This is a genomic window from Candidatus Poriferisodalis sp. (genome assembly GCF_965237655.1).
Taxonomy (GTDB): domain Bacteria; phylum Actinomycetota; class Acidimicrobiia; order Acidimicrobiales; family Poriferisodalaceae; genus Poriferisodalis.
Genome location: NZ_CBDEGB010000002.1, coordinates 2164882 through 2190193, shown reverse-complemented (window position 1 = coordinate 2190193; position 25312 = coordinate 2164882). Strand labels below are relative to the sequence as shown.

Genomic DNA, 25312 nt, shown 5'->3' with positions numbered 1-25312 from the left:
GGGCAATACAAAGGGGAACCCATGGCCGACGCAGAATTCCGCCCGGTAGCGCTCACCGACGACATGCGCATGAAGTTCAACGCCGTGTCGACCGCCACGCTGGCGGGCCAGATGCAGCGGCGGGGAATGCAGAACAGCTTCCTGAACGGGCTGCGGCCGCTCAACGAGGGCCAGCGAATGCTCGGCTATGCACACACGCTTCGCTTCGTGCCCAAGCGTGAAGACTTCGAGCGGCGCCATCAGGGACCGAACGCGCAGCGCCAGGCCGTCGAATCGATCGAGCCCGAAGAGGTGCTGATTGTCGAAGCCCGGGGCGAGCCGCATGCCGGAACGATCGGTGACATCTTCTCCATGCGAGTGAAGCAACTCGGCGGCGCCGGTTTCATCACCGACGGCGCGCTGCGCGACACGCCCGCCGTGGCCGAGGTCGGCCTGCCCGTGTACCACCAGTCGTCCCACGCCGCGACGCTTGGCCGGCTCCACACACCGCTCGATCACCAGGTGCCGATCGCCTGTGCTGGCGTCACCGTGCTTCCGGGCGACATCATCGTGGGCGACGGCGAAGGCGCCGTAGTGATCCCGGCGCTGCTGGCCCCCGAAGTCGCCAACGACTCCTACGCCCAGGAGATCGAAGAAGAGTGGGCCATCGAGCGGGTCGCTGCGGGTGAGAGTTCGATCGGCGTGTTCCCGATCGCGAAGGACCGGCGCCCCGAGTTCGAGGAGTGGCTGGCCAAGCGCCAGGGCTGAGTTCGAGGCCCGGATTTACCCGATCCGGATGAACGGCTTCAGCTAACCGGCCAAGGCGTCGGCGCCTGCCTGGGCGACCTCGGTGTCCTCGTCAGCCGAACCGCCTGAGGCACCGATGGCACCCACCAGGGCACCGTCGACGAAGATCCCGACACCACCGCCGAACACGATGAGCCGCGGCGTGTGGGTGATGCCGTGCACCAGCGCGGGTTCGTCCTTGATGAGATTCCACCAGTTGCCGCTGGGCATGCCGCCAAAGCCGGCGACCGTGTAGGCCTTGTTGAGGGCGATGCCAGCCGACAGCCGAGGCGCGCCATCCATGCGGGCAGTGGCAATCGGCTCGCCTGAGGGGTCGGTCACGGCAATGCAGAACCGCCTGCCCATGGCCTCGGCCTTGGCCAGCGCGGCATCGAGCGCCTTGCGGGCGCCTGCGAGTGTCAGTGAGCGGGTGTCAGCGGTGTCAGCCATGGCGAATTCCAGCTTCCGGTCGGGCCTTTTCTAGGTGAACCGCGCCGAGACTACGCTCCGGCTCGCATGCACAGCGCAGCGCATCGCCCTTCGGAGTGACCGGCCCGGGTGACCGGTCTGGGTGACAGAAACGGTGCCTGCCCGCAGGGGGAGCGAGCAATGGATGTCGGCATCATCATCGGAGAGGCCACACCGCTGGGATGGGAGCGGTGGCGGCATGTCTGCCAGCTCATCGAGCGGCTGGAATTCAATTCGCTGTTCCGGTCCGACCACTACTTCAACGGCAAGCAGAAGGACGCCATCGACGTCTACCTGTCGTTCGTGATGGCTGCGCAGGAGACCGAGCGGATCCGCTTCGGCCCGTTGGTGACACCAGTCACCTTCCGTCAGCCGGTGAACGTCGGGCGGATGGCTCAGCAGCTCGACTCGCTGGGCGACGGACGGTTCGTCATGGGCCTCGGCGCGGGCTGGTACCCCGATGAGCATGAGATCTACGGGATCGACTTCCCGCCAGGCCCCGAGCGCTACGACCGTCTCGAAGAGGCGATCGCGCTCATGAAGGAGCTGTGGTACTCCGAGTCGGGCACGTTCGAGGGCACCCACTACCGGATCATCGGCACGAACTCGAAGCCCCACCCGCCCGCGGGACGCCCGCCGATCCTCATCGGGGGTACCGGGCCGCGGCGCACGCTGCGCATCGCCGCCGAGCACGCATACGAGTGGAATGCCATGCCACTCGACCTCGACGACTACCGGGCCGCCAACGAGGCCCTAGCGGCGCACTGCGAGGACTTCGGCCGCGACCCCGCGGACATCCGCCGCTCGATGCTCATCTTCGCCACGATCGGCCCCGATGAGCATCAAGAAGGGATGGCGCTGCAACGCTTCTGGGATATGATGGCTCCCGAGGGCTCGGGCATCAGCCAGGAGGACGCCATCGCAGCCGGCCACGGTCCGTGGCGCGGCTCGGTGGAGGAACTTGTCGACCAGGTCGGGCAGTTGCGTGATCTCGGTCTCGATGAGGTGGTGTTCGAGCATTTCTGCCATGAGGACGACACGATCCCTGAGTGGATCGCTGCGGAGGTCAAGCCTCGACTCGAGGCGCTCTGAGCGCAGTCAGGTTTTTACGTTCCCCGGCACAAGGGGCTAGGCTCAGCGCAAGGAAGCTGCGGTCGGCCGTAGGCCCCGGCCGCTTGTCCTCTCGAGCGAGGGTAGCCCATGAGCGAAACCATCAAGAAGCGCAGCACTGCGGTCACGCCTCGGGGCATAAACCACCTAGTGCTGAACGTCCGCGATATGGAGGAGTCGCATCACTTCTGGTGCAACCTGCTGGGCTTCAGGCAGGTCGGCGCCTTGGATTCGGAGAAGTATGACGTCCCCCCCGTGAAGATGCAGTTCTACAGCGGTGTCATCGATGATGTGAATCACCACGACGTTGCCTTGGTCGAGCTTCCGAACCTTCCGGCGCCGCCCGAGCAGTGGGACATGTTCGAGAGCGCATGCGCGGTGAACCACATCGCCATCTCCTATCCCGACCGGGAGTCCTGGTTGGAGCAGGTGCAGTTCCTCAAGGAGAACGACGTCCCGATGAACCTGCGAGTCGACCATGGCATGACCCACAGCGTCTACGTCAACGATCCCAACGGCTACGGCGTTGAAGTGCTCTACGAGCTGCCGGCCGAGGTCTGGGATCACGACATCAACGGTGCGCTCAACTACGCCAAGATTCTGCCCGAAGAAGACCTGCTGGTCGATACCACCGAGTACGAGACAAACTTCAGCAACGTCTGAGCTTGCCGCCCGAATGCGAGCGATACAGGTAGCGGAACCCGGCGGGCCCGAAGCTCTCGTCTGGACCGAGGTGGACGACCCGGTCGCTGACGCGGGCACCGTCGTCGTCGAGCTTGAGGCTTCGGGCGTCAACTACATCGACACCTACCACCGCAGCGGCCTGTACCCCGTGCCGTTGCCGTTCATCGCGGGCGTGGAGGGCGCTGGCGCCGTTGCCGAGGTGGGCGATGGGGTCGAAGGCCTCACAGTCGGCGATCGTGTGGCGTGGACGTCTCACACGGGTTCGTATGCGCAGAAGGCGCGGGTGCCAGCCGCGGCGGCGATCATGCTGCCCGAGGGCATCAGCACCGAGCTGGGAGCGGCGACGATGCTGCAGGGCATGACCGCCCACTTTCTGGCCTGCTCCACATTCCCGCTGGAGCCTGGGCATCGCTGCCTCATCCACGCCGGAGCTGGGGGCGTCGGGCTGCTGCTCATCCAGATCGCCAAGCTCCGCGGCGCCGAGATCTTCACGACGGTCGGCTCGGCGGAGAAAGCCGAGTTGGCGACGGGTGCCGGTGCCGATCACGTCATCAACTACCGCGACGAGGATTTCGGCGACGCCGTGGAGCGGATCGCCGGTCCCCGGCCCCTTGACGTGGTCTATGACGGGGTCGGCGCTGACACGTTCGAGCGAGGCCTGGAGGTCCTGGCGCCGCGGGGGACGATGGCCACCTTCGGCAACGCCTCGGGACCGGTGCCGCCGCTGGCGCCGCTGCGGTTGTCCGCCGGGGGATCGCTGTTTCTGACACGGCCGACGCTTGCTCATCACACGCTCACCCGCGACGAGCTCGAGGGCCGAGCGGGCGACCTCTTCGGATGGATCGCCGAGGGTCGCCTCGACGTGCGCATCGGCGCCCGGTTCGCACTGTCGGACGCACGCAGCGCCCATGAGGCCCTGCAGGGCCGGGCAACGACTGGGAAGGTCCTGCTCATTCCCTAAAGTGAGTTGGCTCAGTTTCAGCGCTGAGCAAGACTCCCTGTCAGCGTCCTGCGTTAGTGTCGGGCCGCATCCGTGGGAACCTGACAGGGGGAGCAATGAGCGAATCAGTCGAGACATGGTCGCCGATGACCGGGGATGAATACATCGAGAGCCTGCGCGACGGCCGCACGGTGTACTTCCACGGCGAGAAGGTGCGCGACGTCACGACGCACCCAGCGTTCCGCAACAGCGTGCGTTCGATTGCCCGGCTGTACGACGCGCTCCACGATCCCGATCAGCAGGACGTGCTGATGTGCGATACCGACACCGGCTCTGGCGGCAAGACGCACAAGTTCTTCCGGGTACCTCACAGCGCTGACGATCTCGTCGGCGCCCGTGACGCGATTGCAGGCTGGCAGCGCCTGACCTATGGGTGGATGGGTCGCAGCCCCGACTACAAGGCCTCGTTCCTGGGCACGCTCGGAGCGTTCCCTGAGTTCTACGGCGACTACTACGACAATGCCCAGTACTGGTACAAGCGCTCCCAAGAAGAGGTGTCCTACTGGAACCACGCCATCGTTCATCCACCGGTCGACCGCCACCTTGGCGCCGACGAGGCCGGCGAGGTGTGCATGCACGTCGAGCGGGAGACTGACAACGGTCTGATCGTGTCGGGCGCCAAGGTGGTTGCTACCGGTTCGGCACTGACGCACTACAACTTCATCGCCCACTTCGGCCCGGTCCCGATCCAGAAGCCCGAGTACGCCATCGTCTGCACGACGCCGATGGACTGCGAAGGCGTGAAGCTCATCTGCCGCAACTCCTACGAGCTGCAGGCGGCAGCGACCGGCAGCGTGTTCGATTACCCGTTGTCGAGCCGGCTCGACGAGAACGACTCGATCCTGGTGTTCGACAAGGTGCTCATCCCTTGGGAGAACGTCTTCCTGTACGGCGATCTCGAGACCGCCAACAACTTCTTTCCCGCGTCAGGCTTCATTCCCCGCTTCACGTTCCATGGCCTCGCTCGGCTGTGCGTGAAGCTCGACTTCATTGCGGGTCTGCTGTCCAAGGCGCTGCGGGCCACAGGTACTCGTGACTTCCGGGGGGTGCAGGCAAACCTGGGCGAGGTGATCGCCATCCGCAACCTGATGTGGGGGCTCAGCGACGCCATGTGCAAGAGCCCCGATCCGTGGGAGAACGGCGCGGTGCAGCCCTCACTGATCTACGGCATGGCATACCGGACCTTCACGCCCTACTTCTATCCGCGGGTCAAGGAGATCATCCAGTCAGTGGTGGCCTCTGGCTTGATCTACGTGAACTCCAACGCGGCGGACTTCAAATCGGACGAGATCCGGCCGTATCTCGAGAAGTACGTGCGGGGGTCGAACGGCATCCCGGCGCTGGACCGGATGAAGATCATGAAGCTCTTGTGGGACGCCACTGCCAGCGAATTCGGCGGCCGCCACGAGCTGTACGAGCGGAACTACGCAGGAAACAGCGAACAGATCAGGTTCGAGAATCTGGCGGTGGCCGACTTTGAGGTGCCAGGCATGGGCTCCATGACCCAGATGCTCGAAGGCTTCGCCGACCAGTGCATGGCCGAGTACGACCTCGACGGCTGGACCATGCCCGGCTTCTTCAATCCCGACGACGTGTCGATCGTCGGGCGCGATCTGGGCTGAGCCGCGCTTTCGATCAGCCGCAACGCCAGTCACAACTCAGAGTCGAACGCGGAGTAGATTTTTTCTGCCCGCCGCGTTCGCCTGCCTGTCGAGCCTTACGAGGAGCACGCCGTGAAGTCGATCTTCTTCCACCTGATGCCGTACCCGGAGCTCCCGCCGGATTTCCCCGCGGAGCACCGATCGGTGTGGGTTGACATCGACCCCAAGCTCTACGACCCGACCGTCGGCCACCGGACCTACAACACCTATCTCGACCAGCTCGAGTTCGCGGCCACATGTGGGTTCGACGCTGTCGGCATCAACGAGCATCACTCCAACGGCTACGGGTTGATGCCGAGCCCGAACATCATCGCCGCAGCGCTGTCACGCAACTGCCCTGACACCAACATCGTGGTGCTGGGCGACTCTGTGGCGCTGTACAACCCGCCGCTGCGAGTGGCCGAGGAGATCGCGATGCTCGACGCGATCACCGGCGGGCGGATGATCGCTGGCTTCCCGGTGGGTTCGCCGATGGACACGATTTATGCCTACGGCCAGAATCCCGCCACGCTTCGGGAGCGCTACCACGAGGGCGTGGACCTGATCCGGCAGGCGTGGACGTCCGACGAGGTCTTCAGCTTCAACGGCAACTACAACAAGCTGCGTTACGTCAACGTGTGGCCCCGCCCGGTGCAGCAGCCGCACCCGCCAATCTGGATTCCCGGCGGCGGCTCGGTGGACACCTGGGACTGGTGCGCAGCCGAGGACCTCGTCTACTGCTACCTCAGCTACTTCGGCTACAAGGCCGGGCTGCGGACCATGCAGGGTTTCTGGAAGAAGGTCCAGGAGATGGGCAAGGAGACGAATCCGTTCCAGGGTGGCTTCGCCCAGTTCATCGCCGTGGCCGACACCGAGGCGGAGGCCTGGGACCTGTACCGGGAGCCGGCCGAGTACTTCTTCAACACCTGCCTGCATGTGTACGCCGGCTTTGCCGACCCGCCTGGTTACAAGACGCCCAACACCGTTCGGGCTGGCGTGGAGGGCATGGTCGAGCGGGCGGCCCGAGAGGCCACCGCCCGCAGCGAGGCCAGGGCGGCCGATGCCGCCAAGGCGGGTGCTGCCCGATCTGGAAATGCATCGGCGTCGTATGGCTCCAAGAAGCTGACGTTTGAGGCGATGGTCTCCAAGGGCTACATCATCTTGGGCAATCCCACCCAGGTCACCGAGCAGGTGCACGAGCTGGCCACCACCATGAACGTCGGCCATCTCATGGTCTTCAGCCATTTCGGCAACATGGATCCCGAGCTGGTGAAGATGAACACCGAGATGTACGCCACCAAGGTGATGCCTGAGGTCGCGGGTCTCTTTGAGGACGACTACGAGGACCACTGGTGGCCGAAGACCGACCATCAGCTGGCGCCCGTGGGGAGCCGCGCCCAGTGAGCCCTGGTTCGACAGGCCTCAGTTCGCCGCTGGCCGGACATTTCGCGCCGGCCACGCTGCCCTACCGAGACGGGCACATCGGTCTCGTCGAGCTTGGCGAGGGGTCCACGGTGGGCTACTTGCACGGGATGCTCGGCAATCCCGGGGCGCACGCCGTGCTGGAGGAGTTGGCTGCGGCCCCGAACCGCGTGGTGGCGCCGAGCCTGCCCGGATTCACCGGTTCGAGCGAGGCCGATGGCCTGCGCAACCTGCACGACTGGGTGGTTGCCACGAGCGAGATCGTCGACCTCGCCGGGCTGACGGGCGCTCCGCTGGTGGCTTCCAGTGTGGGCGCGATGCTGGCGCTCGAGTTGGCGGCAGTGCGGCCCGAGGCATTCGGGCCGATGGTGCTCGTGGCGCCATTCGGCTTGTGGGATGACGATGACTCGGTGGCCGACCCCTTCGGCACCACGCTGAGCGTGCAGCGGGCCATGCTGACCGAAGACGCGGCAGCTTCAGCGGCATTCTTTGACGATCCGGCCGATCTGCCAGCCGACATGGTGGTGGAGCACGGCGTGCACCGGTACCTCACGCGGACGGCCGCGGCGCAGTTGATCTGGCCGCTGCCCGAGTGGGGCTTGGCGGCCCGATTGCACCGGGTGACCAACCCCGTGACGTTGGTGCACGGGGCCAAGGACCGGATCATCCCGGTCTCGTACCTGGGGCGCTGGGCTGAGGCGCTGCCGAACGTGGTGGGCACGCACCTGGTGGACGATGCCGGCCATCAGGCCGACTTCGATCAGCCCACCGAGGTCGCCCGGATCGCTGCCGCGGCCTTCGCCTGATCCCGCTGGCTCCAGTTACGCCGACCGGTGGCTCGCCGCCGCCTGGCCGACCCGTGTCTCGCCGCCGTTAGGCGGGCCCATGTCGCAGCGCTCGCCGGGCCTCGCGATCGGTCTCTCGCTTGCGGATCGCCTGGCGCTTGTCGTACATGCGACGGCCCCGAGCCAAGGCGAGTTCTAGCTTGGCGTGCCCATCGCGGAAGTAGATCTCCAGCGGGATCAGCTGCAACCGATCCTGTTCGGTGCGGGCACGCAGCCGGTTGATCTCGGCGCGATGCATGAGCAGCTTGCGGGGGCGCTCGACGTCGTGTCCCATCGTGGGCGATGCGTGGATCCACGGGGCGATGTGCATGCCCATCAGCCACATCTCGTCGTTGCGCACGCGGGCGTAGGCGTCACCCATCTGGGCCCCGCCGGCGCGCAGCGACTTCACTTCGGTGCCGCGCAGGACCATGCCGCACTCAAAGGTGTCGAGCACCTCGTAGTTGCGTCGTGCGCGCCGGTTCGACGCCACGACGGTCCTGTCCTTCGCCATCAGCCCGAGGGTACGGCTGGCGGTCACCGCACTCGCGCTGCCGATCCAGAGCGGCAGTAGGAGGCAGCGGTCGCGGCCCGTAGAATCCTGAGTGATCAGGTCGGGAATTGCCGTGGCGCAATCTGATTCCCCCGGCCACAGTTCGTCCACCCCAACGCCGCCGAACCGGGAGCTCCGATGGCTGTCACTGTCCGCTTGCCCACCGTCCTGCGTCCCCACGCCAACGGGCAGTCGCGGGTCGCCGCCGAGGGGAACACCGTGGCCGAGGCAGTGTCGTGGCTGGTCGGCCAGTTCCCTGGCATCGCCCCGAATCTGCTCGCCGAAGACGGCAGCCTGCATCGTTTCGTCAACGTCTATGTGAACGACGAGGACGTGCGGTACCTCTCCCAGATGGACACTGCGCTGGCCGATGGTGACGAGCTGTCGATCTTGCCAGCCGTCGCCGGCGGCTGAGCCGGCATCGCTCCGGCCCCGGCGCTGAGCTAGCTCGTGGCCGTCTATCGCTCCGTCGACGAGCTGATCGGCGGCACTCCCACGTTGGATGTCAGCGGCCTCAGCCCCAACCCGTCGGTTGCGCTCTACGCCAAGCTTGAAGGTCAGAACCCGACCGGCTCGGTGAAGGACAGGGTGGCGCTGGCAATGCTGGACCGCGCCGAAGCAGAGGGCCAACTCTCACCGGGTTCGATGATCATCGAGCCGTCGTCGGGCAACACCGGTATTGCGCTGGCCATGCTCGGGCAGCGCCGCGGCTACCGGGTGATGATCGTGCTGCCGGGCAACGTCACTGCGGAACGGCGCCAGATGCTCGAGATCTTCGGTGCCGAGATCATCGACAGCCCGCCCGAGCAGGGATCCAACGGCGCCGTTCGGCTCGCCTTGGAACTGGCAGAAGCGAACCCCGACTGGACGATGCTGTACCAGTACGGGAACGAGGCCAATCCTGAGATTCACTATCGGACCACGGGTCCCGAAATCGTGGCCGACGTGCCTGACATCACCCACTTCGTGGCGGGGCTGGGCACCAGCGGGACGCTGCTGGGCGTAGGGCGGTACCTGAAGGAGCATGCTCCCGGAGTGCAGGTGTGGGCTGTCGAGCCTCCCGCTGGCGAGCAGGTCGAAGGGCTGCGCAGCCTCGACGACGGGTACGTGCCTCCCATCTTTGAGAACTGGGGTGGCGCCAATCTGCTCGATCGCAAGATGATCGTCCGCCCACGCGAATCAATCGAAGCCACGCGCATGCTGGCGGCTGAGGGCGTCTTCTCGGGCATTTCGGGCGGAGCGGCGCTGGCGGGAGCCCGCAAGGCTGCTTCCCGCATCGACGAAGGCGTTATCGTGTTCGTGGTGAGCGACCACGGCTGGAAGTACCTCTCCGTCGGTGCCTGGACTGACGACCTCGATGCCGCGGCCGCCAACGCTGAGCACGTCATCTACTTCTGATTCCCTGTTTCTGATTTCCTGCTGCTGGTCTCTTGGGTCGCCGTCGTACCGTTGACGAGATGGACGAGATGAGTTCCCGCCGCAGTGTCGCGGCGCTCGTTGTCACGCTGGCGCTGTCAGCAGTTGCGTGCACGAGCCCGCCGGTCCTGGTTGCCCCCACCTCGCCGCCCCCGACTGCGCTGTCGCTTGACATCACCCAGACGACGTTGCTGCCGGAACAACCGTCATCGGAGCGGCCGGCTGCGGTACTGGTGACGGTTCCGTCCGATGCCGACGGTGCCGCCGCGGCACCCGGTGAGGACGCGGCTCAGACAACCGCATCCGAACGGCTGGGGGCCGCGGCAGTTCCGAACCCTGAAGGGGTGGTCCTGGCCGGAGACGGCCTCGGTTTCGTGAGCTTCGGTGCCGGCGTGCAGGCTGCGCTCGGTGCGCTGATCAATTCGCTCGGCCAGCCGGTGGCCGACACCGGATGGATCGACACGTTCTCGATATACGGAGACTGTCCCGGCAGCCGCCTGCGAGTCGTGGAATGGCCGGGTGTGCTGGCCCTGTTCGGGAATCCCGAAGACGGGTACCAGCACCGCGATGCCGCCGAAGAGCATTTCATGACGTGGCGGTTGGGATCGTTCGGACCCGATCCGTACCTGCTGCGCACCGCCGAAGGAATCGGCATCGGCGCCACGCGTAGCGAGGTGGCCGAGGCATACCCCGCCGCCACTTTCCGCCCGGCGACGGCCAGCGAACCGGCCTCAGTTCTGCTCGCAACCAGCGGCGGCCGGCTCACCGGCATTTTGGATGGCACCGGAATCCTCCGGTCGCTCGAAGCAGGAACGCGCTGCCCAACGGGCTGAAGTTCGCTGACTCCGGCGCGATGTGAGCCGCGTCGCCTTCCTGCGTAGTATCGGCCTCCGTGAGCGAGCTCTCGGTGACGGTTTTGGGTTGTTCAGGCAGCTATGCCGCCGCTGGCGAGTCCTGCAGCGGCTACCTCGTGCGCAGCGACTCCACGACGCTGTGGGTGGACTGCGGCCCTGGCACGTTCGCAAACCTGCAACAGCACGTGGCGCTCGAGTCCGTGGATGCACTGCTGGTGAGCCATCACCATCCGGATCACTGCGCCGAGCTGCCGGTTGTCTACAACGCCGCGAAGTACTACATGGGCATTGAGCGCATTCGCGTCCTTGCTACCAGCGGCGTGCGGGAGGTCACCGAGGCCTACGGCGACAGCTCGGATCTCTTCGGCTGGGAGATGGTGAAGGACTCGTCGAAAGCGCGTGTCGGTGACATCGACGTCCTGTTCTCCCGCACCGATCACCCGGTCGAGACGCTTGCAATGCGTTTCGAGTCCGACGGCAAGTCCATCGTGTACACCTCGGACACCGGCCGGGGCTGGGCGCTCGCTGCGCTCAGCCGCGACGCCGGGCGACCCGCACCGGACCTGGTTGTGGGGGAGGGAACGCTGCTCCATGCGACTGACAATCCCGACATCCCCCACGTCAGCGCTGCGTGGTTGGCGGCTGATGCCAACGACGTGGGTGCACGAAAACTCGTCGTGACCCATGTGCCGCCTGGCTCGGATCCGCAGGACCATCTCACGGAGGCGGGCGAAGTGTTCTGCGGCGATGTGTCGGTTGCCCGCACTGGCGCGACCTTCTGGGCGTGAAGGCCGGACCCCCGCTGTGGAGCGCACCGACGGCCGGACCCCCGCGGTGACGCGCGCTGATGGTCGGACGCCCGGCCAACTGCGCCCGGTCACCTTCGAACGCGACTTCACCGACCAGACCCCCGGCTCGGTACTGGTGTCCTTCGGCCGCACCAAGGTGCTGTGCACCGTGTCCATCGACGACAACGTGCCGCGCTGGATGCGCGGCCGAGGGACTGGCTGGGTCACCGCGGAGTACGCAATGCTGCCCGGCTCCAGCGGCGAGCGCGTCGGCCGTGAAGCCAAGCGCGGCAAGCAGAAAGGCCGCACGCTCGAGATCGAGCGCTTGATCGGCCGGGCACTGCGGGCGGTGTGCGACATGGCGGCGCTCGGAGAGCGTGAGGTCACCGTTGACTGCGACGTCCTGCAGGCCGACGGAGGTACGCGTACTGCGTCGATCTGCGGTGGGTACGTGGCCCTGCACGACGCCTGCACCCGCCTGGTCCTCAGTGGGGCAATCAGCCAACTCCCGCTCACCGACGAATGCGCTGCCATCTCGGTGGGCATCGTGGACGGCGAAGCCCGCCTGGACCTCCCCTACGAGGAGGACTCCCGGGCCGAGGTGGACATGAACGTGGTGATGACCGGTGGGGGCCGCTTTGTCGAGGTGCAAGGCACCGCCGAGGGAGACCCGTTCGACGATGCCCAGCTCGGGGCGATGCTGGCACTGGCCCGTTCGGGCATCGGCGAGATTGTCAACTTGCAGCGAGCGGCCCTGATCACGCCGCCATCTTGAGGCCAAACGACTCCATACACATGCGCTGAGAGGGCCCCGACGGCATGAGGCTCGTAATGGCATCGGCCAACCCGCACAAGGCGATCGAGATAGCTGACGTGCTGCGAGCGGCGATGCCGGAAGCGGAAATCGTGCCACGGCCCGGCAACCTCGGTGACGTGGCCGAAGACGGCGAAACCCTGGCAGAGAATGCGCTCATCAAGGCCCGATTCGTGCATGCAGCCACCGGCGAGCCGGCCATCGCAGATGACACCGGCCTTGAGGTCGACGCGCTCGGCGGCGCACCCGGCGTGCACAGTGCCCGCTATGCGGGGCCCGAAGCGGATCCGGTCGCCAACCTGGCCAAGCTCATGGCGGCACTGGTTGATGTGCCCCCGCCGCGGCGCACTGCCCGCTTTCGCACCGTGGTCGCTGTCGTATTCGGCGACGGGCGAGAACTGTTGGCCGACGGCGCCGTCGAAGGGACCATCGCCACGTCACCCCGCGGCGACGGCGGCTTCGGCTACGACCCTGTCTTTGTTCCTGACGAGGCAGCTCCGCTGACGTTCGCCGAGATGACGGCTGATGCGAAGAATCGGATCAGCCATCGGGGCCGGGCGCTGCGTGCACTGGCCAAGCAGCTCTGACACGCCTGCCCGCACATGCCCGCACCTGCCCTGCTGGGCAAGATGGCCTCGTCGGTAACCTGCGCCGCATGACCGACCTTCCATCCGCCCAGCACCCGAGCCCCGCTTCGGAGCGTGCATTCGAGTCAGGCGGGGTGTCCGGCTGGACCCAGATCTCGAACCGGCTGCTGGACGACCGCATCGTGTTCCTGGGCGACGAGGTGGACGATCATCTGGCCAATGTCGTGTGCGCGCAGATGCTGTACCTGGAGGGTCAGGATCGCGGCCGGGACATCTCGCTGTACATCAACAGCCCCGGCGGATCTGTCACTGCTGGCATGGCCATCTACGACACGATGCAGTTCGTAGCGTGCGACGTGGCCACGGTCTGTCTGGGGCTTGGTGCCTCGATGGGCCAGTTCCTGCTGACCGCCGGTGCGCCGGGCAAGCGCTACTGCCTGCCGCACGCCCGGGTGATGATGCACCAGCCATCTGGCGGCGTACGGGGCCAGGCGTCTGACATCGCCATCCAGGCCGAGCAGATGGCGTACATCAAGCGCCTGATGGCAGAACGCACTGCTCTTCACAGCGGTCAGGACGTGGAGCAGATCCTGCTCGATTCCGAGCGGGATCGCTGGTTCACCGCCGAGGAGGCCAAGGGCTACGGCTTGTGCGATCACGTGATCGTCAAGCGCGGCGAGATGATCTAGGCCCGTACCACCGGGTCGATCAGCCGGGCGCAGCAATGCTCGTGCGTCCGGTCTAGCCGGGCGCAGCAATGCTCGTGTGTCCGGTCTAGCCGGGCGCAGCAATGCAATGGCGGGTGACGTAGTCGATGACTCGCTGCGCAGCAGCGTCTTGGGTCTCGAGAAACGGATCCTGGGCTGCTATCAGCGCAGCGGCGCGGTCAAAGGTCTCCCGTGAGGCTGTGTCAGCGACAGCATCTCGAAGTGCGGCAGTCAGGTCGGCCAGCAGCTGCACGTCCGGGCGAATCTCCGCTGGTGCGGCTGCTGCGGCGTCGGCGAATTGGCGAGCGGTGCGGTCCATCGCGTCGCGGGCGCTTGCGTCATCATTCGGGTTGACCGTCAAGCTGAGCTCGTCGACCACCAGCAGGTGCGCGAATTCCTCGCAGAACTCTTCGGCGGAGGGTTCCCCGCTGTCGCGCAACAGCGTCACGCGCACGGCGAGGACGATCACCACGGCGGCGGCAGCAACGAGGAGCCAACGCCGGCGAGCTGCCACGGTCATCACGCTCGGGACGCAGCCTCCGCGCGGCACCGCAGGTCCGCGACGCCGTGCGCGAGCCCCTCGGCGTAGCGGTACAACGCGCTCCCTGACACGAGGACATTGGCACCTGCCGCCGCAGCGCCGCTGATGGTGTCCGCCGAGATGCCGCCGTCCACTTCGATGTCGATGCCCGAACCCGATGCGCCCGCTGAACCACTCAGATCGATGAGCTGGCGCAGCGCGGCGATCTTGGGCTCCATTGTCGAGATGTACGCCTGACCGCCGAAACCCGGGTTGACGGTCATCACGAGCACCATGTCAACGAGGTCGAGCACATGGGCCACGGCGTCGATTGGCGTAGATGGATTGATCGCCACCGCTGGCTGGGCGCCTAGCTCGGCCACCCGGCTCAGCGTGCGGTGCATGTGGGTGACCGACTCGGCGTGGACAATCAGCATCTCGCAGCCGGCATCCACGTAAGCGCCGAGCATCGGGTCGGGGTCGACGACCATGAGGTGGGCTTCGAAGAGCACGCCTGCATGGGGACGGCAGGCCGCGATGACGTCGGGGCCGAACGTGAGGTTCGGCACGAAGACGCCGTCCATGACGTCCCACTGGATCCGGTCGACACCGGCTTGCTCCAACGCAGCGCACTCGTCACCGAGGCGCGCGAAGTCAGCGGGCAGGACAGACGGAACGATTTCGATAGGCCGTGGTGCCGTCTGCGAGGTCGCGTTCACTCGGCCAGTGTTGCCGACGCGTCGCCGTCAGGCGCGGCAGTTATCGGGGGAGACACCCCGGAAAGCGGTGTCTTAGTTCAGCCGCTCCACAATCATGGCCATGCCCTGACCGCCGCCGACGCACATCGACTCGAGCCCGAAGGTCTTGTCGCGGTCGGCGAGACCGTTCAGCAGCGTGGTCATGATGCGTGCGCCGGTCATGCCGAACGGGTGGCCCAAGGCGATGGCGCCGCCGTGGAGGTTGAGCTGATCGACCATGTCGATGCCCAACTCGTCGGCGGAAGGAATCACCTGGGCGGCGAATGCCTCGTTGATCTCAACCATGTCGATGTCGTCCATGGTCATGCCCGCACGCGCCAGCGCCTTCTTGCAGGCTTCAATGGGACCCAGGCCCATGATCTCGGGGTTCAGCGCCGAGACCGCAGATGAGATGATGCGCGCCAGCGGGGTGATGCCCAACTCCTCGGCACGCTTGCGGCTCATCACCAGCACCGCTGCGGCTCCGTCATTGAGTGGGCAGGCATTGGCGGCGGTGACGCGACCGTCGGGCCGGAACACCGGCTTGAGCTGCGCGACGGCGTCGTAGGTCACGCCCGCACGCGGTCCGTCGTCGGCGCTGACGATCGTGCCGTCGGGCAGCTTGAGCGGTGTGATGTCCATCTCGAAGAAGCCGCGAGCGATGGCCGCCTCGGCCTTGTTCTGGCTCATCACGCCGTACTCGTCCATGGCCTGGCGGCTGACGTTGCGGTGCTCGGCGACGTTCTCGGCGGTCTGACCCATCGCGATGTACAGGTCGGGCAGTACTCCTTCAGCCGGCGTCCAGTCGTCATGGCCGCCCTCAGAGCGAACCTTGGTGCGCTCGCCGGGGGCCTGGAACTGCGGGTTCGTCGTGCCCGGCAGGCTGTCGGAGTTGCCCTTGGTGTAGCGGCTCACGCATTCGACGCCTGCGGAGATGAATGCATCGCCTTCGCCGGCGCGGATGGCGTGTGCTGCCATGCGGATGGTCTGCAGCGACGACGAGCAGTAGCGGTTGACCGTCGTGCCGGGTACGTTCTCAAGTCCGGCAAGAATTGCCGAGGCCCGAGCGATGTTGAAGCCGGCCTCGCCGCCCGGCTGTCCGCAGCCCAGCATCAGGTCTTCGATCTCGTCGCGAGGGAGATCGGGCACCTTGTCGAGCAGCTTGGTGACGATCTGTGCGGTCATGTCGTCGGGCCGCATCTCGGTCAGCGAGCCCTTGAAGGCACGGCCGATCGGGCTGCGGGCGGTGGCGACGATGACCGGGTCGGTCGCGGCGTCAGTGCTTGCTGCAACTGGGCTCATGGGGAGTCCCTTCGGAGGGCGCGCCGAACCCGTTTGCAGGGTCGGTCACGCTGTGTGTGCGAGCCCAGAGGCTACGTCATCACCGCGTGCTTCGTCCGAGAAGACGTGCGCGCTCAGGCAACCCCGCGAGCGTCAAATGGTGCGGCGCAGAGGGGTTCAGGCGTTTTGCAGGGCCCGCCAGACGTTCTGGGGGCTGCAGGGCATGTCGATGTGGTCGATGCCCAGATGAGCGACCGCATCGCACACGGCGTTGTGCACCGCAGGGGTCGAGCCGATGGTGCCCGACTCGCCGATGCCCTTGGCACCCAACGGGTTCCGGGGGCTGGCCGTCTCGGTGTTGGACACCTCGAAGCTGGGCAGCTCCGCAGCCGACGGGATCAGGTAGTCCAACATGCTGGCATTCAGCGGGTTCGCGTCGTCGTCATATTCCACGTGCTCGAACAGCGCTTGCGCGATGCCCTGCGCGATGCCGCCGTGCTGCTGGCCGTTGACGATGAGCGGGTTCATGATGGTGCCGCAGTCGTCGACAGCGATATGCCGAAGCAGCTCGACCTCGCCAGTGTCGCTGTCGATCTCGACCACGGAGACGTGGGAGCCGAACGGGAACGTGGCATCGGTCCCGTCGAAGTTCTCCTCGGCCATCAGGCCGGCCTCGATGCCCGAAGGACGGGCGCTGTCGTCGTTGGCCAGCTTGGCGATGTCGGCCCAGCTCACCGAGCTGGTCGGCACGCCGGCCACGGCCAATCCGCCTTCGGCGACCACGATGTCGTCGGCGGAGGCTTCAAGCAGGTGAGCAGCAAGCTGCTTGCCCCTCTCCAGCACGGCCTGGCTCGACAGGTACACCGCTGAGCCGGCGGTCTGCAGCGACCTCGAACCCAGCGTGCCAGCACCCGAAGGCACCTCGGCGGTGTCGGCGTCGATGTGGGTGACATCGTCCATGGAAATGCCCAGCACGCCCTCGACAATCTGGGCGAAAGTCGTGGCGTGGCCTTGGCCGTGGCTGGACGTCCCGACACGGATCGTGGCTGTCCCGTCCTCGTGCACTTCGGTGCTGCCGTACTCCACGTGCAGGCCTACCGGTGCGGTGATCTCCACATACGACGAGACGCCGATGCCCAACAGCTTCGAGTCGCCTGCGTCGCGGCGGGCCTGCTGCTGGGCACGAAGGTCGGAATAGCCCGATGCTTCGAGCACCGCATCCAGCGACCGCTCGTATTCGCCCGAGTCGTAGACGACCCCAGTCTGCAACGTCGCAGGGAAGGCGTCGGGTTGGAGGAAGTTCTTGCGGCGCATCTCCGCCGGGTCCATGCCGATCGCAGCGGCCGCCTTGTCCAGGATGCGCTCGACCATCTGGGTGGCCTCTGGCCGTCCCGCACCCCGGTACGCGCCGATCGGGGTGGTGTTGGTGATGACGGTGTATGCCTTGAAGTGAATCATGGGCATGTCGTACACAGCTTGGGAGAGCATGCCGGTGAGCAGCGGCAGGATCGCCCCGATGACCGGGTACGCCCCAGCGTCGGCGACGACGTTTGCCCGCAAGCCCACGATGCTGCCGTCGTTGCGCACACCCATCTCGGCGTTCATGACCATGGCGCGGCCCTGCACCATCGAGAGCATGTTCTCGGTGCGGGTCTCGGTCCAGCGGACCGGCCGGCCGAGGGCCTGGGCTGCCTTGCCAGCCACGATGTACTCGACGTAGCAGGCCGCCTTGGGGCCGAAGCCGCCACCCACCCACGGCGCAATGACCCGCAGTTGATCGGCTTCAAGGCCCAGCGCCGGCGCGAGCGCGTCGCGCATCGAGTGGGCCGCCTGCGTCGACAGGTACAAGGTCATCGAGCCGCCGTCGCCGGGCACGGCGACGCAGCCGTTGGGCTCCATCGGCACGCCCGCCAGACGCTGGGTCACGATGCGCTCGGACACCATCGCATCGGCGCCTTCGAACGGATCACCCGCGTCCTGCACTTCGGCATCGGGGGCGATGTGGGCGAAGCAGACGTTGGAGTCCTGGCCCTCCCACACAACCGGCGAGTCCGGCGACAGCGCAGCCTCGATGTCGGACACGATCGGCAGCGAGCTGTACTCGACGCTCACCATCTCGGCCGCATCGTTGGCTTCGCTCTGGGACTCCGCTACCACGGCAGCCACAAGGTCGCCGACGTAACGCACCCTGTCCGCTGCCAGCGGCGGCCGGTTGTACGCCGGGTCGATCATCGGGAAGCCTTGGAAGGCGTCCATGGGCATGTTGTCGGCGGTGTACACCGCCAGCACACCCGGCATCGACTCCGCGTCAGAGGTGTCGACCGAGGTGACTACGGCATGTGCCTCGAGCGAGCGCACGAACGCAACCTTCGCCGAATCAATGTCGAGATCGTCGACGTAATGATTCGCCCCGGTCAGCAGCCCGGGATCCTCCCGGCGCTGTACAGGATTCCCCAGGATCGAGCCCGATGCGGCCATCGCTTGCCCCCTTGTGGCCGACGCCCCGCGAGCGGCGCCAGATTGCGGTCAGAACTGTGTGCCCAGCCGCGCGCGGCCCGGCATCAGCCGCGACAGTAGCCCAACGATGAACCGGCGCTGTGCGCCGGAGGGGGCGTCGTGACCGGACCGGCTCAGGTCCGCAACGGTGCGGCGCTGGCCCTGTCGAGCGATGTCATCCAGCTCGCCACGGTGTGCGCCGCGAAGCCCGGGTTCTCGCACATCCACCAGTGGCCCACGTCGAGCAGCTCGGTGACGCGGGCACCCGCGCGCTTGGCGACTCGGCGATGCATGACACCGCCGCCGGTGAAGTGGTCGCCTGCCGCCAAGATGCAGAGCCCGGGTCGCTGACCAGCGGCGGCAATGTTGAAACCGAGGTCGGACATGGCCGGCTGGGAGGCGTCGCGGTAAAGCGCCAAGATGCACCGGCCCATGTCGGCGTCGACATGCGGCACGACTGCTGCCGCCACTTCGGGGCCCATGCCCAATCCGGCGTAGAAGGCGACGCTCTCGTCGTCAGGGCGGTTGATCATGCGCTCGATCGAGGCCTCACCGCGAGGCGACTGCCATACCTGCGCAGCGTCGTGCCACTCGTAGTCGGGATCGAACAGTCCGATGACATCGGTGCACCACGAGCGGATCAGGTCCGGGCGCTCCATGGCGATGCGCATGACGTGCCCGCCGCCCCAGTCGTGGCCCAGCAGGTCGATCGGCCCTGCGCCGCCCGCCTGCAGCTTTTCCAATTCGGTGACGAGCCAATCCCGGTACTCGTTCATGGTCGCACCGAAGCCGTTGGGCGCGGGTGTACCGAATCCTGGGGGTGAGAGAGCTACGACATTGTCGGGGCCGACGCCGTGGCGCGCGAGCGCGACCCGCATGGGGTCCCAGATGGCGGTCGTCTCCGGATTGCCGTGAACCAGCACGAGCGTCATGGCGAGCGTCTCCGTGTTCGAAGTGTGATGTCGGACCGTCGGGTCCCAACGGCGGGATTGGGTGTAGGGCTCAGGCGGTCGGTGCAGGAGTGCGGCCGCTTGCACGCAGTTGCTTGGTGGCATCGATGTCGATGGATCGGCCGTCGTCGCCAATGACGACGCCATAGTCGCGACGCGCACCCTCAATGCTGACGACGTCGTCCATCACGTCTCGCAGCACAGCAGCGGGCTCCCGTTCGAGTGCGTTACCCCAGCCGCCCCCGCCCGGTGTGTCGGCGATCATGCGTGCCGGACCAAGACGCTGGACCCCGTACTTGGGCGGCACAAACGTCGGTCCGTCGGCGTCAGTGTCGACGGGGACGATCCACTCCAGACCGACGCCGCCGGTGCCGCCGCCGCGCACGCCGTGACCCGACGGCGTGTCGAGGCCTTCGGCCCGGAACGACCAGATGGCCGGTCTGAGAATGTCGGCCTCGTAGCGCACGCCTGTTCCGCCGCGCTTCTGGCCTGGGCCGGCGTTGTCGCAGCGCTGTTCATGGCGGATGTAGCGCACGGGATACATCTGCTCGTGGAACTCCAGATTCGGCAGGTCGAGGCCGCCGAGCGTGATGAGATGGCCCATCTGCGGGAAGCCGTCGCGTTCGGCGGTCGCTCCGGGTGTTGCCATCGCATGCCACTGGTACATCACCCAGGTGGTGCCGTCATCGCGGCGCCCGGTGACGTGACCGTGCATCGTCTTGGACCACGCCGCACAGGCCCGATCGGGATCGGCCTGCGCGAGTGCCTGCCACACCGCGATCACGATCTCGTGGGCGACGAACACGGTGTTCATCGTCATCGGAGCAGGTGGCAGTGCGTTCACGATGCTGCCTTCGGGAGCAATGATCCGCACGGATCGGTACGTGCCCTCGTTGCGCGGGATCGACGTGTCGAAGAACGACGACACGGCCAAGTACACCGACGAGTAGGTGTTCGCCACCGAGCTGTTCTTGAAACCCTCGATCTGGGGATCGGTGCCGGTGAAGTCCAGCGTCATCTGGTCGCCCGCGACGGTGAGTTGCACCCGGACGGCGATGTCGGCGGGGCCGAAGCAGTCGTTGTCGGTGCGGTCCTCGCCGTAGTAGGTGCCGTCGGGCAGCGCCGCGATGGCGGTTCGCATGCGTCGTTCACCATGCGTGAGGACACCGTCGAGGTAGGCCAGGTAGGGCTCGATGTCCAGTTCTGCAACGAGGCCGAGCACCCGCTCGGCCCCGATGCGGGTCGATCCCAGCATTGCCAGCAAGTCGCCGTCGAGCAGCTCGGGCGTCCGGCAGTTGATGAGCAGCAGCTCCCAGAGGTCGTCACGGAGCTTGCCGGCTTCTATCAGCTTCATGACCGGCAGCCGGATGCCTTCCTGCCAGATCTCGGTCGCTTCAGGGTTGTAGGTGCCCGCAAGCCCGCCGCCGATGTCGGACTGGTGCGCGCGATTGCAGCAGAAACCGACGAGCGTGGGTTCGCCGGCGCCGTCGGCACGCGACTCATCGTCATCGATGAAGACCGGCCTCGCGATGACCCAGTCGGGCAGGTGGTTGCCGCCGGCCACGTAGGGATCCGACAGTAGGAAGACATCCTCGGGATTGATACGGCCCTCGTATCGCTTCAGCAGGGCACGCACGGCGAAGCCGCCGCCTCCGGTGTGAATCGGGATGCCGTCGGCATTGGCGACAAGCGTTCCGTGGGGTGTCGTCACATAACACGAGAAGTCGTGGCTCTGGCTGAAGATGGTGCTGCGCGCCGTGCGCGTCATGACCCAGCCCATGTGCTTGCTGATCTGATCGAGCCGGTTCTGCATGACCGCGAGCACGATCGGGTCCAGTCCGGTCGCTGCCTCGCCGTTTGCTTGGCTTCGGCTTCGGCCCGACTGGACGCTGCGAGACACCGACGCGTCACCCGGTGCCGACTCGCTCGCGTCCTCGTCGACTAGGGCGAGGTCGATGAAGAGATCTCCGTTGGCGTCCACCCACAACCGGTCCCCAGGACGAGCGACGACCGTTGTGGTGAGTTCCTCGACGAGCGCCGGACCGTCGATCGTGTGACCGCGCTGGAGCAGGTCACCGTCGAAGACGGGCGTGTCGCACCAGCCGAACGGCCCATGCCACACCGAACGCGTCTCGATGGGCTGTGGCTCGCCGGTCGCTGCGGGGGTCTCGGTTGTTGCGACGTCGCCGGTGGAGGCGCGTGCCACAAGGCGAAGCGAGGCCACCATGATCGTCCCGTCGGACTGGACGTGCCCGTACAGGCGCTGGTACTCGGCTTCGAATGCCGTGCGGACTGCGGCAGCGTCGACCGTAGACCCGCTCCCCGTGGGGCCGGGCTCGCCGTGAGCCGGAACGCGAATGGACCAGAGCTGGCCGGGGTGGTGCAGTTCCAGCTCGCAGTCGAGCGCCACCTGGTCGGCAGCGAAGCCCTCACCGCTCATCACCTCGAGCGCTTGAGCGCGCAGGGCCTCGAATCCAGCGTCGATCTCGCCGAGGTCGAGCTCATCCAGCGAGCCCATCAGGAATCGCGTGAAGTCCTGGCGTACATCGGAGTGCAGCATCCCGATGGCACACAGAGCGCCCGCATCACGGGGCACATAGACGCGATCGCAGCCAAGGCCCGCGGCGACCGAGGCGCCGTGCATCGGTCCGGCGCCTCCCGCAGCCACCATCGTGAAGCGCCGTGGCGAGTGTCCCCGCTCGATCGAGATGTGCTCGGTCGCGCTGAGCAGGTGTTGCTCGACGACCTCGACGATGCCGGCCGCTGCCTCTTCGATCGTCATTCCGAGCGGTTCGGCCACATGGGTGCGGATTGCTTCGCGGGCCGCGTCGATGTCGAGATCCAGGGTGCCGCCAGCGGATTTACCGGGGCGAAGGCGACTCAGGACCAACTGTGCATCGGTGACGGTCGGCAGCGTGCCGCCGTGGCCATAGCAAGCGGGACCAGGATCGGCGCCAGCGCCCTGTGGCCCCACGTACAGCAGGCCGGCCTCGTCGACTCCCGCGATGGTCCCGCCGCCTGCGCCGATTGTGTGGATGTCGATGGCAGGGGTGGAGACGTGGTAGCCCGCGATCATGATGTCGTCGCGGGTGTCCACCTCGCCGCCCGACATGAGCAGCACATCGCATGAGGTTCCCCCGATCTCCATCGAGATGAGGTTTCCGGGCAGGGCGGAACTGCTTGCAGTTCTGCCATTGGAGACCACACTCTGTGCATTTTTGCCGCCTGAGGCGGCATTTTTGCCGTGAGAAACAGTGGACGCATCTGCATTGCTGACCAACGCTGCGTCCACGGCATCGCGGTAGAGGTTCAGCGCGCCGACGGCGGCTGCGGGGCCGCTCAGCAGCAGGTTCACGGGTCGCCCCGACACCTGATCAACCGACGCGGCTCCGCCGTTCGACTGCACCAGCAGGATCGCGTGACGCAATCCAGCCGCCGCGAGCTCATCGTTCAGCGAACGCAGGTAGGACACGATCTTCGGTGACAGCGTGGCGTTCACGACGGTGGTGGAGGTGCGCTCGTACTCGCCCATGAGCGGTGAGACCGCAGCCGAGGTCGTCACCCATGTGCCGTCCCACTGCTCACGCACGGCTTCGGCAGCGGCGCGCTCGTGTGAGTCGTTCACGAACGAGTTCATGAACGCGATGGCGACCGCCTCGACGTCGTGGCTGGCGAACTGCTCAAGCACCGAGTCGAGCCCGCTCAGGTCCATCGGTTGGTGCTCGGTGCCATCGGAATCGATGCGTCCGGGAACCGTGGCGCGCAGGTACCGGGGCACCAGCACAGGCGCGTACGGGGCGCGGTGGTTCCACTGGTCCTCGCGCATCCCTCGGCGGATCTCCAGGGTGTCGCGGAATCCCTCGGTTCCGATCAGCCCCACGACGGCGCCTGTTCCCTCGAGCATGGTGTTGGTGGCGACAGTGGAGCCGTGGACGAACAGCGAGCAGCCGGTGAGCACATCGCCCAGCGGCATGCCGAGATCCACGGCGACGCGGGCGAGCGCGGCGTGCACTCCCCGGCTGGGATCTGCAGGCACTGAAGGCACCTTCGCTACCCACGTTGCGCCTCGCGCATCGGCTAGGACCAGGTCGGTGAAAGTGCCTCCGACGTCCACGCCGATCCGCCATGGCGCGGCAGGCCGCCCCGGTGGGCGGGCAGTACCGCCAGTAGAGCTGTCGCTTACAGGAGGCGTGGTGGACTTGCTCACACGCCCAGTCTCGCACCCTTGGCCTCGACTCGGCTCACGAAACCCGCAGCCGCACTCGCGGCGCACCACGCGCTGCCCGTCGGGCGTCTGCACACGCATCAAATGGGCCCTGCGCGGTTTTGTGGGATTGGGACTGCCGGGATCGGTGGGGGTCATTATGTCGTGAGGATGCCGCGGGCGGCGAAGTTGGCGGGGTTGGTGAAGCCGTGGGCGGTTCTTCGCAGCACTTGGAGGAGGTTGTTGGCACCTTCGATTCGGCCGTTCGAAGGTCGGCCGGTGTGGTGCCAGGCGAGGATCTCGGTGGACCAGGCGATGACGGTGTCCACGACGGAGCTGAACTCGGGCAGCTCGCCGGTGGCGTAGAGATCGGCGAACCGGTCCAGGGCGGCCAGGGCGCCTTGTTCGTCGTCGGCGAGGTAGAGGCCGTGCAGTTCCTGGAGGGCTTCCCAGGCTGCTCGCAGGCGGGGATGGTCGTCGAAGAGCTTCTCGAGGCGTGCACGGTCGGCTGGGTTGAGCTGGTCGCCGCGGCGCAGCAGCAAGAACCGTGACCGGAACACCTCGCGGTCGAACGCGGGCTTGACGCCGGGCGGCTGTCGGCGCTGGACGTCGCGGCGCACAGCTGTCAGCCCGGCGCTGAACCAGCGGATCACATGGAACCGGTCCAGCACGTGACGGGCGTGGCCGAGGCGGTCCTCGATGGCGGCCTTGTACGCCTTGGAGCCGTCGGAGACCACGACCTTGACGCCTTTGCACCAGCGAGGCCCCTGAGCTGCGGAACCCCGAAAGCGCCGCTGCGCTGCGGTGGGGGACCATGGCCAGGGTCTCGCCGGTGTCGCCGTTTTGGATCACCGTCACATAGCGGTGCCGCTTGCGCATCGAGGTCTCATCGACCAGCAGCACCCGGCAGCGGCGACCGCGGCGATGGCACGCGACCAGCGCCGACCAGCTCGCCACCAGTGTCATCACCGCGTGCCAGCCCACCTTGTGACGGCGAGCCACCGCTCGGATCGGCATCACCTTGGCGTCGGTGACCAGCCTGCGCGCCAGACGCCGCGTCAAGCGGCCCTCGAACTCGGGGTGGTCCTCCACCCAGCGCCTGTCGCAGTCACCGCAAACGAACCGGCGCCTAAGCCACACCAGCGTCACCAGCCGACCCGACACCTCCAGATCGCGAATCTCGCGGCGACGCGTGTCATGCACCCCCGCGCCGCCCAGCCCGCACCCCGGGCACCGAGCCCGCCGGACCGTGGACGCGACCTCCACACACAGCTCGTCGACCTCGTCGACCAGCACACTCAGCACGCGTATCTGACGCAGGTGCAACCGCACCCGCATAACATCGGCAGCCATCGAGGCCCTCCTGGATCGTGATCTTGCAATCACCGATCCCAGCAGGGCCTCGACCCCTGCTCAGGGACCCTCAACCACCCCAATCCCCACGTTTCCGCGCAGGCTCATCAAATGTGATGAGTCAGTCGTCGTATTCGGT

At 66.6% G+C, this 25312-nt stretch carries 22 protein-coding genes and 2 pseudogenes; 14 read left to right on the top strand and 10 right to left on the bottom strand.

The genetic code is table 11. The annotated features are described in order from the left end of the window. Positions 1 to 21: 21 nt before the first annotated feature. The gene (locus ACPXYO_RS18355) at positions 22 to 747 is read left to right on the top strand and encodes a hypothetical protein (protein WP_423923550.1); all 726 of its coding nucleotides are present in this window, start codon (positions 22 to 24) and stop codon (positions 745 to 747) included. 42 nt (positions 748 to 789) lie between these two features. Here the strand turns inward: ACPXYO_RS18355 and ACPXYO_RS18350 are convergent, their stop codons facing one another. Then, positions 790 to 1215, bottom strand: coding sequence for a GlcG/HbpS family heme-binding protein (locus ACPXYO_RS18350; RefSeq protein ID WP_423923548.1), 426 nt, complete (start codon positions 1213 to 1215; stop codon positions 790 to 792). 159 nt (positions 1216 to 1374) lie between these two features. Between ACPXYO_RS18350 and ACPXYO_RS18345 the strand changes: the two genes are divergently transcribed. The 6 genes from ACPXYO_RS18345 to ACPXYO_RS18320 all read left to right on the top strand — a co-directional run bounded on the left by ACPXYO_RS18345 (position 1375) and on the right by ACPXYO_RS18320 (position 7895). Beyond that, positions 1375 to 2325, top strand: coding sequence for an LLM class flavin-dependent oxidoreductase (locus ACPXYO_RS18345; RefSeq protein WP_423923546.1), 951 nt, complete (start codon positions 1375 to 1377; stop codon positions 2323 to 2325). 108 nt (positions 2326 to 2433) lie between these two features. After that, on the top strand, positions 2434 to 3006 hold the full coding sequence (locus ACPXYO_RS18340; RefSeq protein ID WP_423923544.1) for a VOC family protein: 573 nt from the start codon (positions 2434 to 2436) through the stop codon (positions 3004 to 3006). Between the two features lie 13 nt (positions 3007 to 3019). Next, positions 3020 to 3988, top strand: coding sequence for a quinone oxidoreductase family protein (locus ACPXYO_RS18335; RefSeq protein WP_423923542.1), 969 nt, complete (start codon positions 3020 to 3022; stop codon positions 3986 to 3988). Positions 3989 to 4083: 95 nt separating this feature from the next. Beyond that, positions 4084 to 5649 (top strand): 4-hydroxyphenylacetate 3-hydroxylase N-terminal domain-containing protein, encoded by a 1566-nt coding sequence (locus tag ACPXYO_RS18330; RefSeq protein WP_423923540.1) that lies wholly within the window; start codon positions 4084 to 4086, stop codon positions 5647 to 5649. A gap of 111 nt (positions 5650 to 5760) precedes the next feature. After that, positions 5761 to 7071, top strand: coding sequence for an LLM class flavin-dependent oxidoreductase (locus ACPXYO_RS18325; RefSeq protein ID WP_423923538.1), 1311 nt, complete (start codon positions 5761 to 5763; stop codon positions 7069 to 7071). Beyond that, the gene (locus ACPXYO_RS18320; protein WP_423923536.1) at positions 7068 to 7895 is read left to right on the top strand and encodes an alpha/beta fold hydrolase; all 828 of its coding nucleotides are present in this window, start codon (positions 7068 to 7070) and stop codon (positions 7893 to 7895) included. Before ACPXYO_RS18325 ends, ACPXYO_RS18320 begins: the two co-directional genes overlap by 4 nt. 67 nt (positions 7896 to 7962) lie before the next feature. Here ACPXYO_RS18320 and smpB read toward each other — a convergent pair whose 3' ends face one another. Continuing rightward, complete coding sequence (gene smpB, locus ACPXYO_RS18315; RefSeq protein WP_423923534.1) at positions 7963 to 8427, bottom strand: SsrA-binding protein SmpB; 465 nt, start codon at positions 8425 to 8427, stop codon at positions 7963 to 7965. Positions 8428 to 8604: 177 nt separating this feature from the next. Between smpB and ACPXYO_RS18310 the strand changes: the two genes are divergently transcribed. The 7 genes from ACPXYO_RS18310 (at position 8605) to ACPXYO_RS18280 (ending at position 13614) form a co-directional block, all read left to right on the top strand. Beyond that, positions 8605 to 8880, top strand: coding sequence for a ubiquitin-like small modifier protein 1 (locus tag ACPXYO_RS18310; protein ID WP_420623319.1), 276 nt, complete (start codon positions 8605 to 8607; stop codon positions 8878 to 8880). 36 nt (positions 8881 to 8916) lie between these two features. Further along, entirely contained in the window at positions 8917 to 9864 is a 948-nt protein-coding gene (locus tag ACPXYO_RS18305) for a PLP-dependent cysteine synthase family protein (RefSeq protein ID WP_423923532.1), read from the top strand. A gap of 59 nt (positions 9865 to 9923) precedes the next feature. Next, a complete protein-coding gene (locus tag ACPXYO_RS18300; RefSeq protein ID WP_423923530.1) occupies positions 9924 to 10715 on the top strand; it encodes a hypothetical protein in 792 nt (263 codons plus the stop codon). Between the two features lie 59 nt (positions 10716 to 10774). Next, the gene (locus tag ACPXYO_RS18295; protein ID WP_420623322.1) at positions 10775 to 11524 is read left to right on the top strand and encodes an MBL fold metallo-hydrolase; all 750 of its coding nucleotides are present in this window, start codon (positions 10775 to 10777) and stop codon (positions 11522 to 11524) included. Positions 11525 to 11570: 46 nt separating this feature from the next. Next, positions 11571 to 12299 carry a ribonuclease PH gene (rph, locus tag ACPXYO_RS18290; protein WP_423923528.1) on the top strand — a complete coding sequence of 243 codons (729 nt, stop codon included), beginning with the start codon at positions 11571 to 11573 and terminating at the stop codon, positions 12297 to 12299. Positions 12300 to 12355: 56 nt separating this feature from the next. Further along, positions 12356 to 12925, top strand: coding sequence for an RdgB/HAM1 family non-canonical purine NTP pyrophosphatase (gene rdgB, locus ACPXYO_RS18285; RefSeq protein ID WP_423923526.1), 570 nt, complete (start codon positions 12356 to 12358; stop codon positions 12923 to 12925). 68 nt (positions 12926 to 12993) lie between these two features. Then, positions 12994 to 13614, top strand: coding sequence for an ATP-dependent Clp protease proteolytic subunit (locus ACPXYO_RS18280; protein WP_423923524.1), 621 nt, complete (start codon positions 12994 to 12996; stop codon positions 13612 to 13614). Between the two features lie 85 nt (positions 13615 to 13699). Here ACPXYO_RS18280 and ACPXYO_RS18275 read toward each other — a convergent pair whose 3' ends face one another. The 8 genes and pseudogenes from ACPXYO_RS18275 to ACPXYO_RS18240 all read right to left on the bottom strand — a co-directional run. Then, positions 13700 to 14146: a hypothetical protein gene (locus ACPXYO_RS18275; RefSeq protein WP_423923522.1), complete on the bottom strand. Its 447-nt coding sequence runs from the start codon at positions 14144 to 14146 to the stop codon at positions 13700 to 13702. Positions 14147 to 14151: 5 nt separating this feature from the next. After that, positions 14152 to 14871, bottom strand: a complete 720-nt coding sequence (gene rpe, locus ACPXYO_RS18270; RefSeq protein ID WP_423923520.1) for a ribulose-phosphate 3-epimerase — start codon at positions 14869 to 14871, stop codon at positions 14152 to 14154. Between the two features lie 72 nt (positions 14872 to 14943). Further along, positions 14944 to 16191, bottom strand: coding sequence for an acetyl-CoA C-acetyltransferase (locus ACPXYO_RS18265; protein WP_423923518.1), 1248 nt, complete (start codon positions 16189 to 16191; stop codon positions 14944 to 14946). Positions 16192 to 16347: 156 nt separating this feature from the next. Next, on the bottom strand, positions 16348 to 18648 hold the full coding sequence (locus ACPXYO_RS18260; RefSeq protein WP_423923516.1) for a xanthine dehydrogenase family protein molybdopterin-binding subunit: 2301 nt from the start codon (positions 18646 to 18648) through the stop codon (positions 16348 to 16350). A gap of 152 nt (positions 18649 to 18800) precedes the next feature. Then, entirely contained in the window at positions 18801 to 19598 is a 798-nt protein-coding gene (locus ACPXYO_RS18255) for an alpha/beta fold hydrolase (RefSeq protein WP_423923514.1), read from the bottom strand. Positions 19599 to 19668: 70 nt separating this feature from the next. Next, the gene (locus ACPXYO_RS18250) at positions 19669 to 23922 is read right to left on the bottom strand and encodes a hydantoinase B/oxoprolinase family protein (protein WP_423923925.1); all 4254 of its coding nucleotides are present in this window, start codon (positions 23920 to 23922) and stop codon (positions 19669 to 19671) included. A gap of 56 nt (positions 23923 to 23978) precedes the next feature. After that, positions 23979 to 24578: pseudogene (locus tag ACPXYO_RS18245) on the bottom strand (ISL3 family transposase); the annotation flags it as partial. A gap of 358 nt (positions 24579 to 24936) precedes the next feature. Continuing rightward, a pseudogene (locus ACPXYO_RS18240) lies at positions 24937 to 25158 on the bottom strand (transposase family protein); the annotation flags it as partial. Positions 25159 to 25312 lie beyond the last annotated feature (154 nt).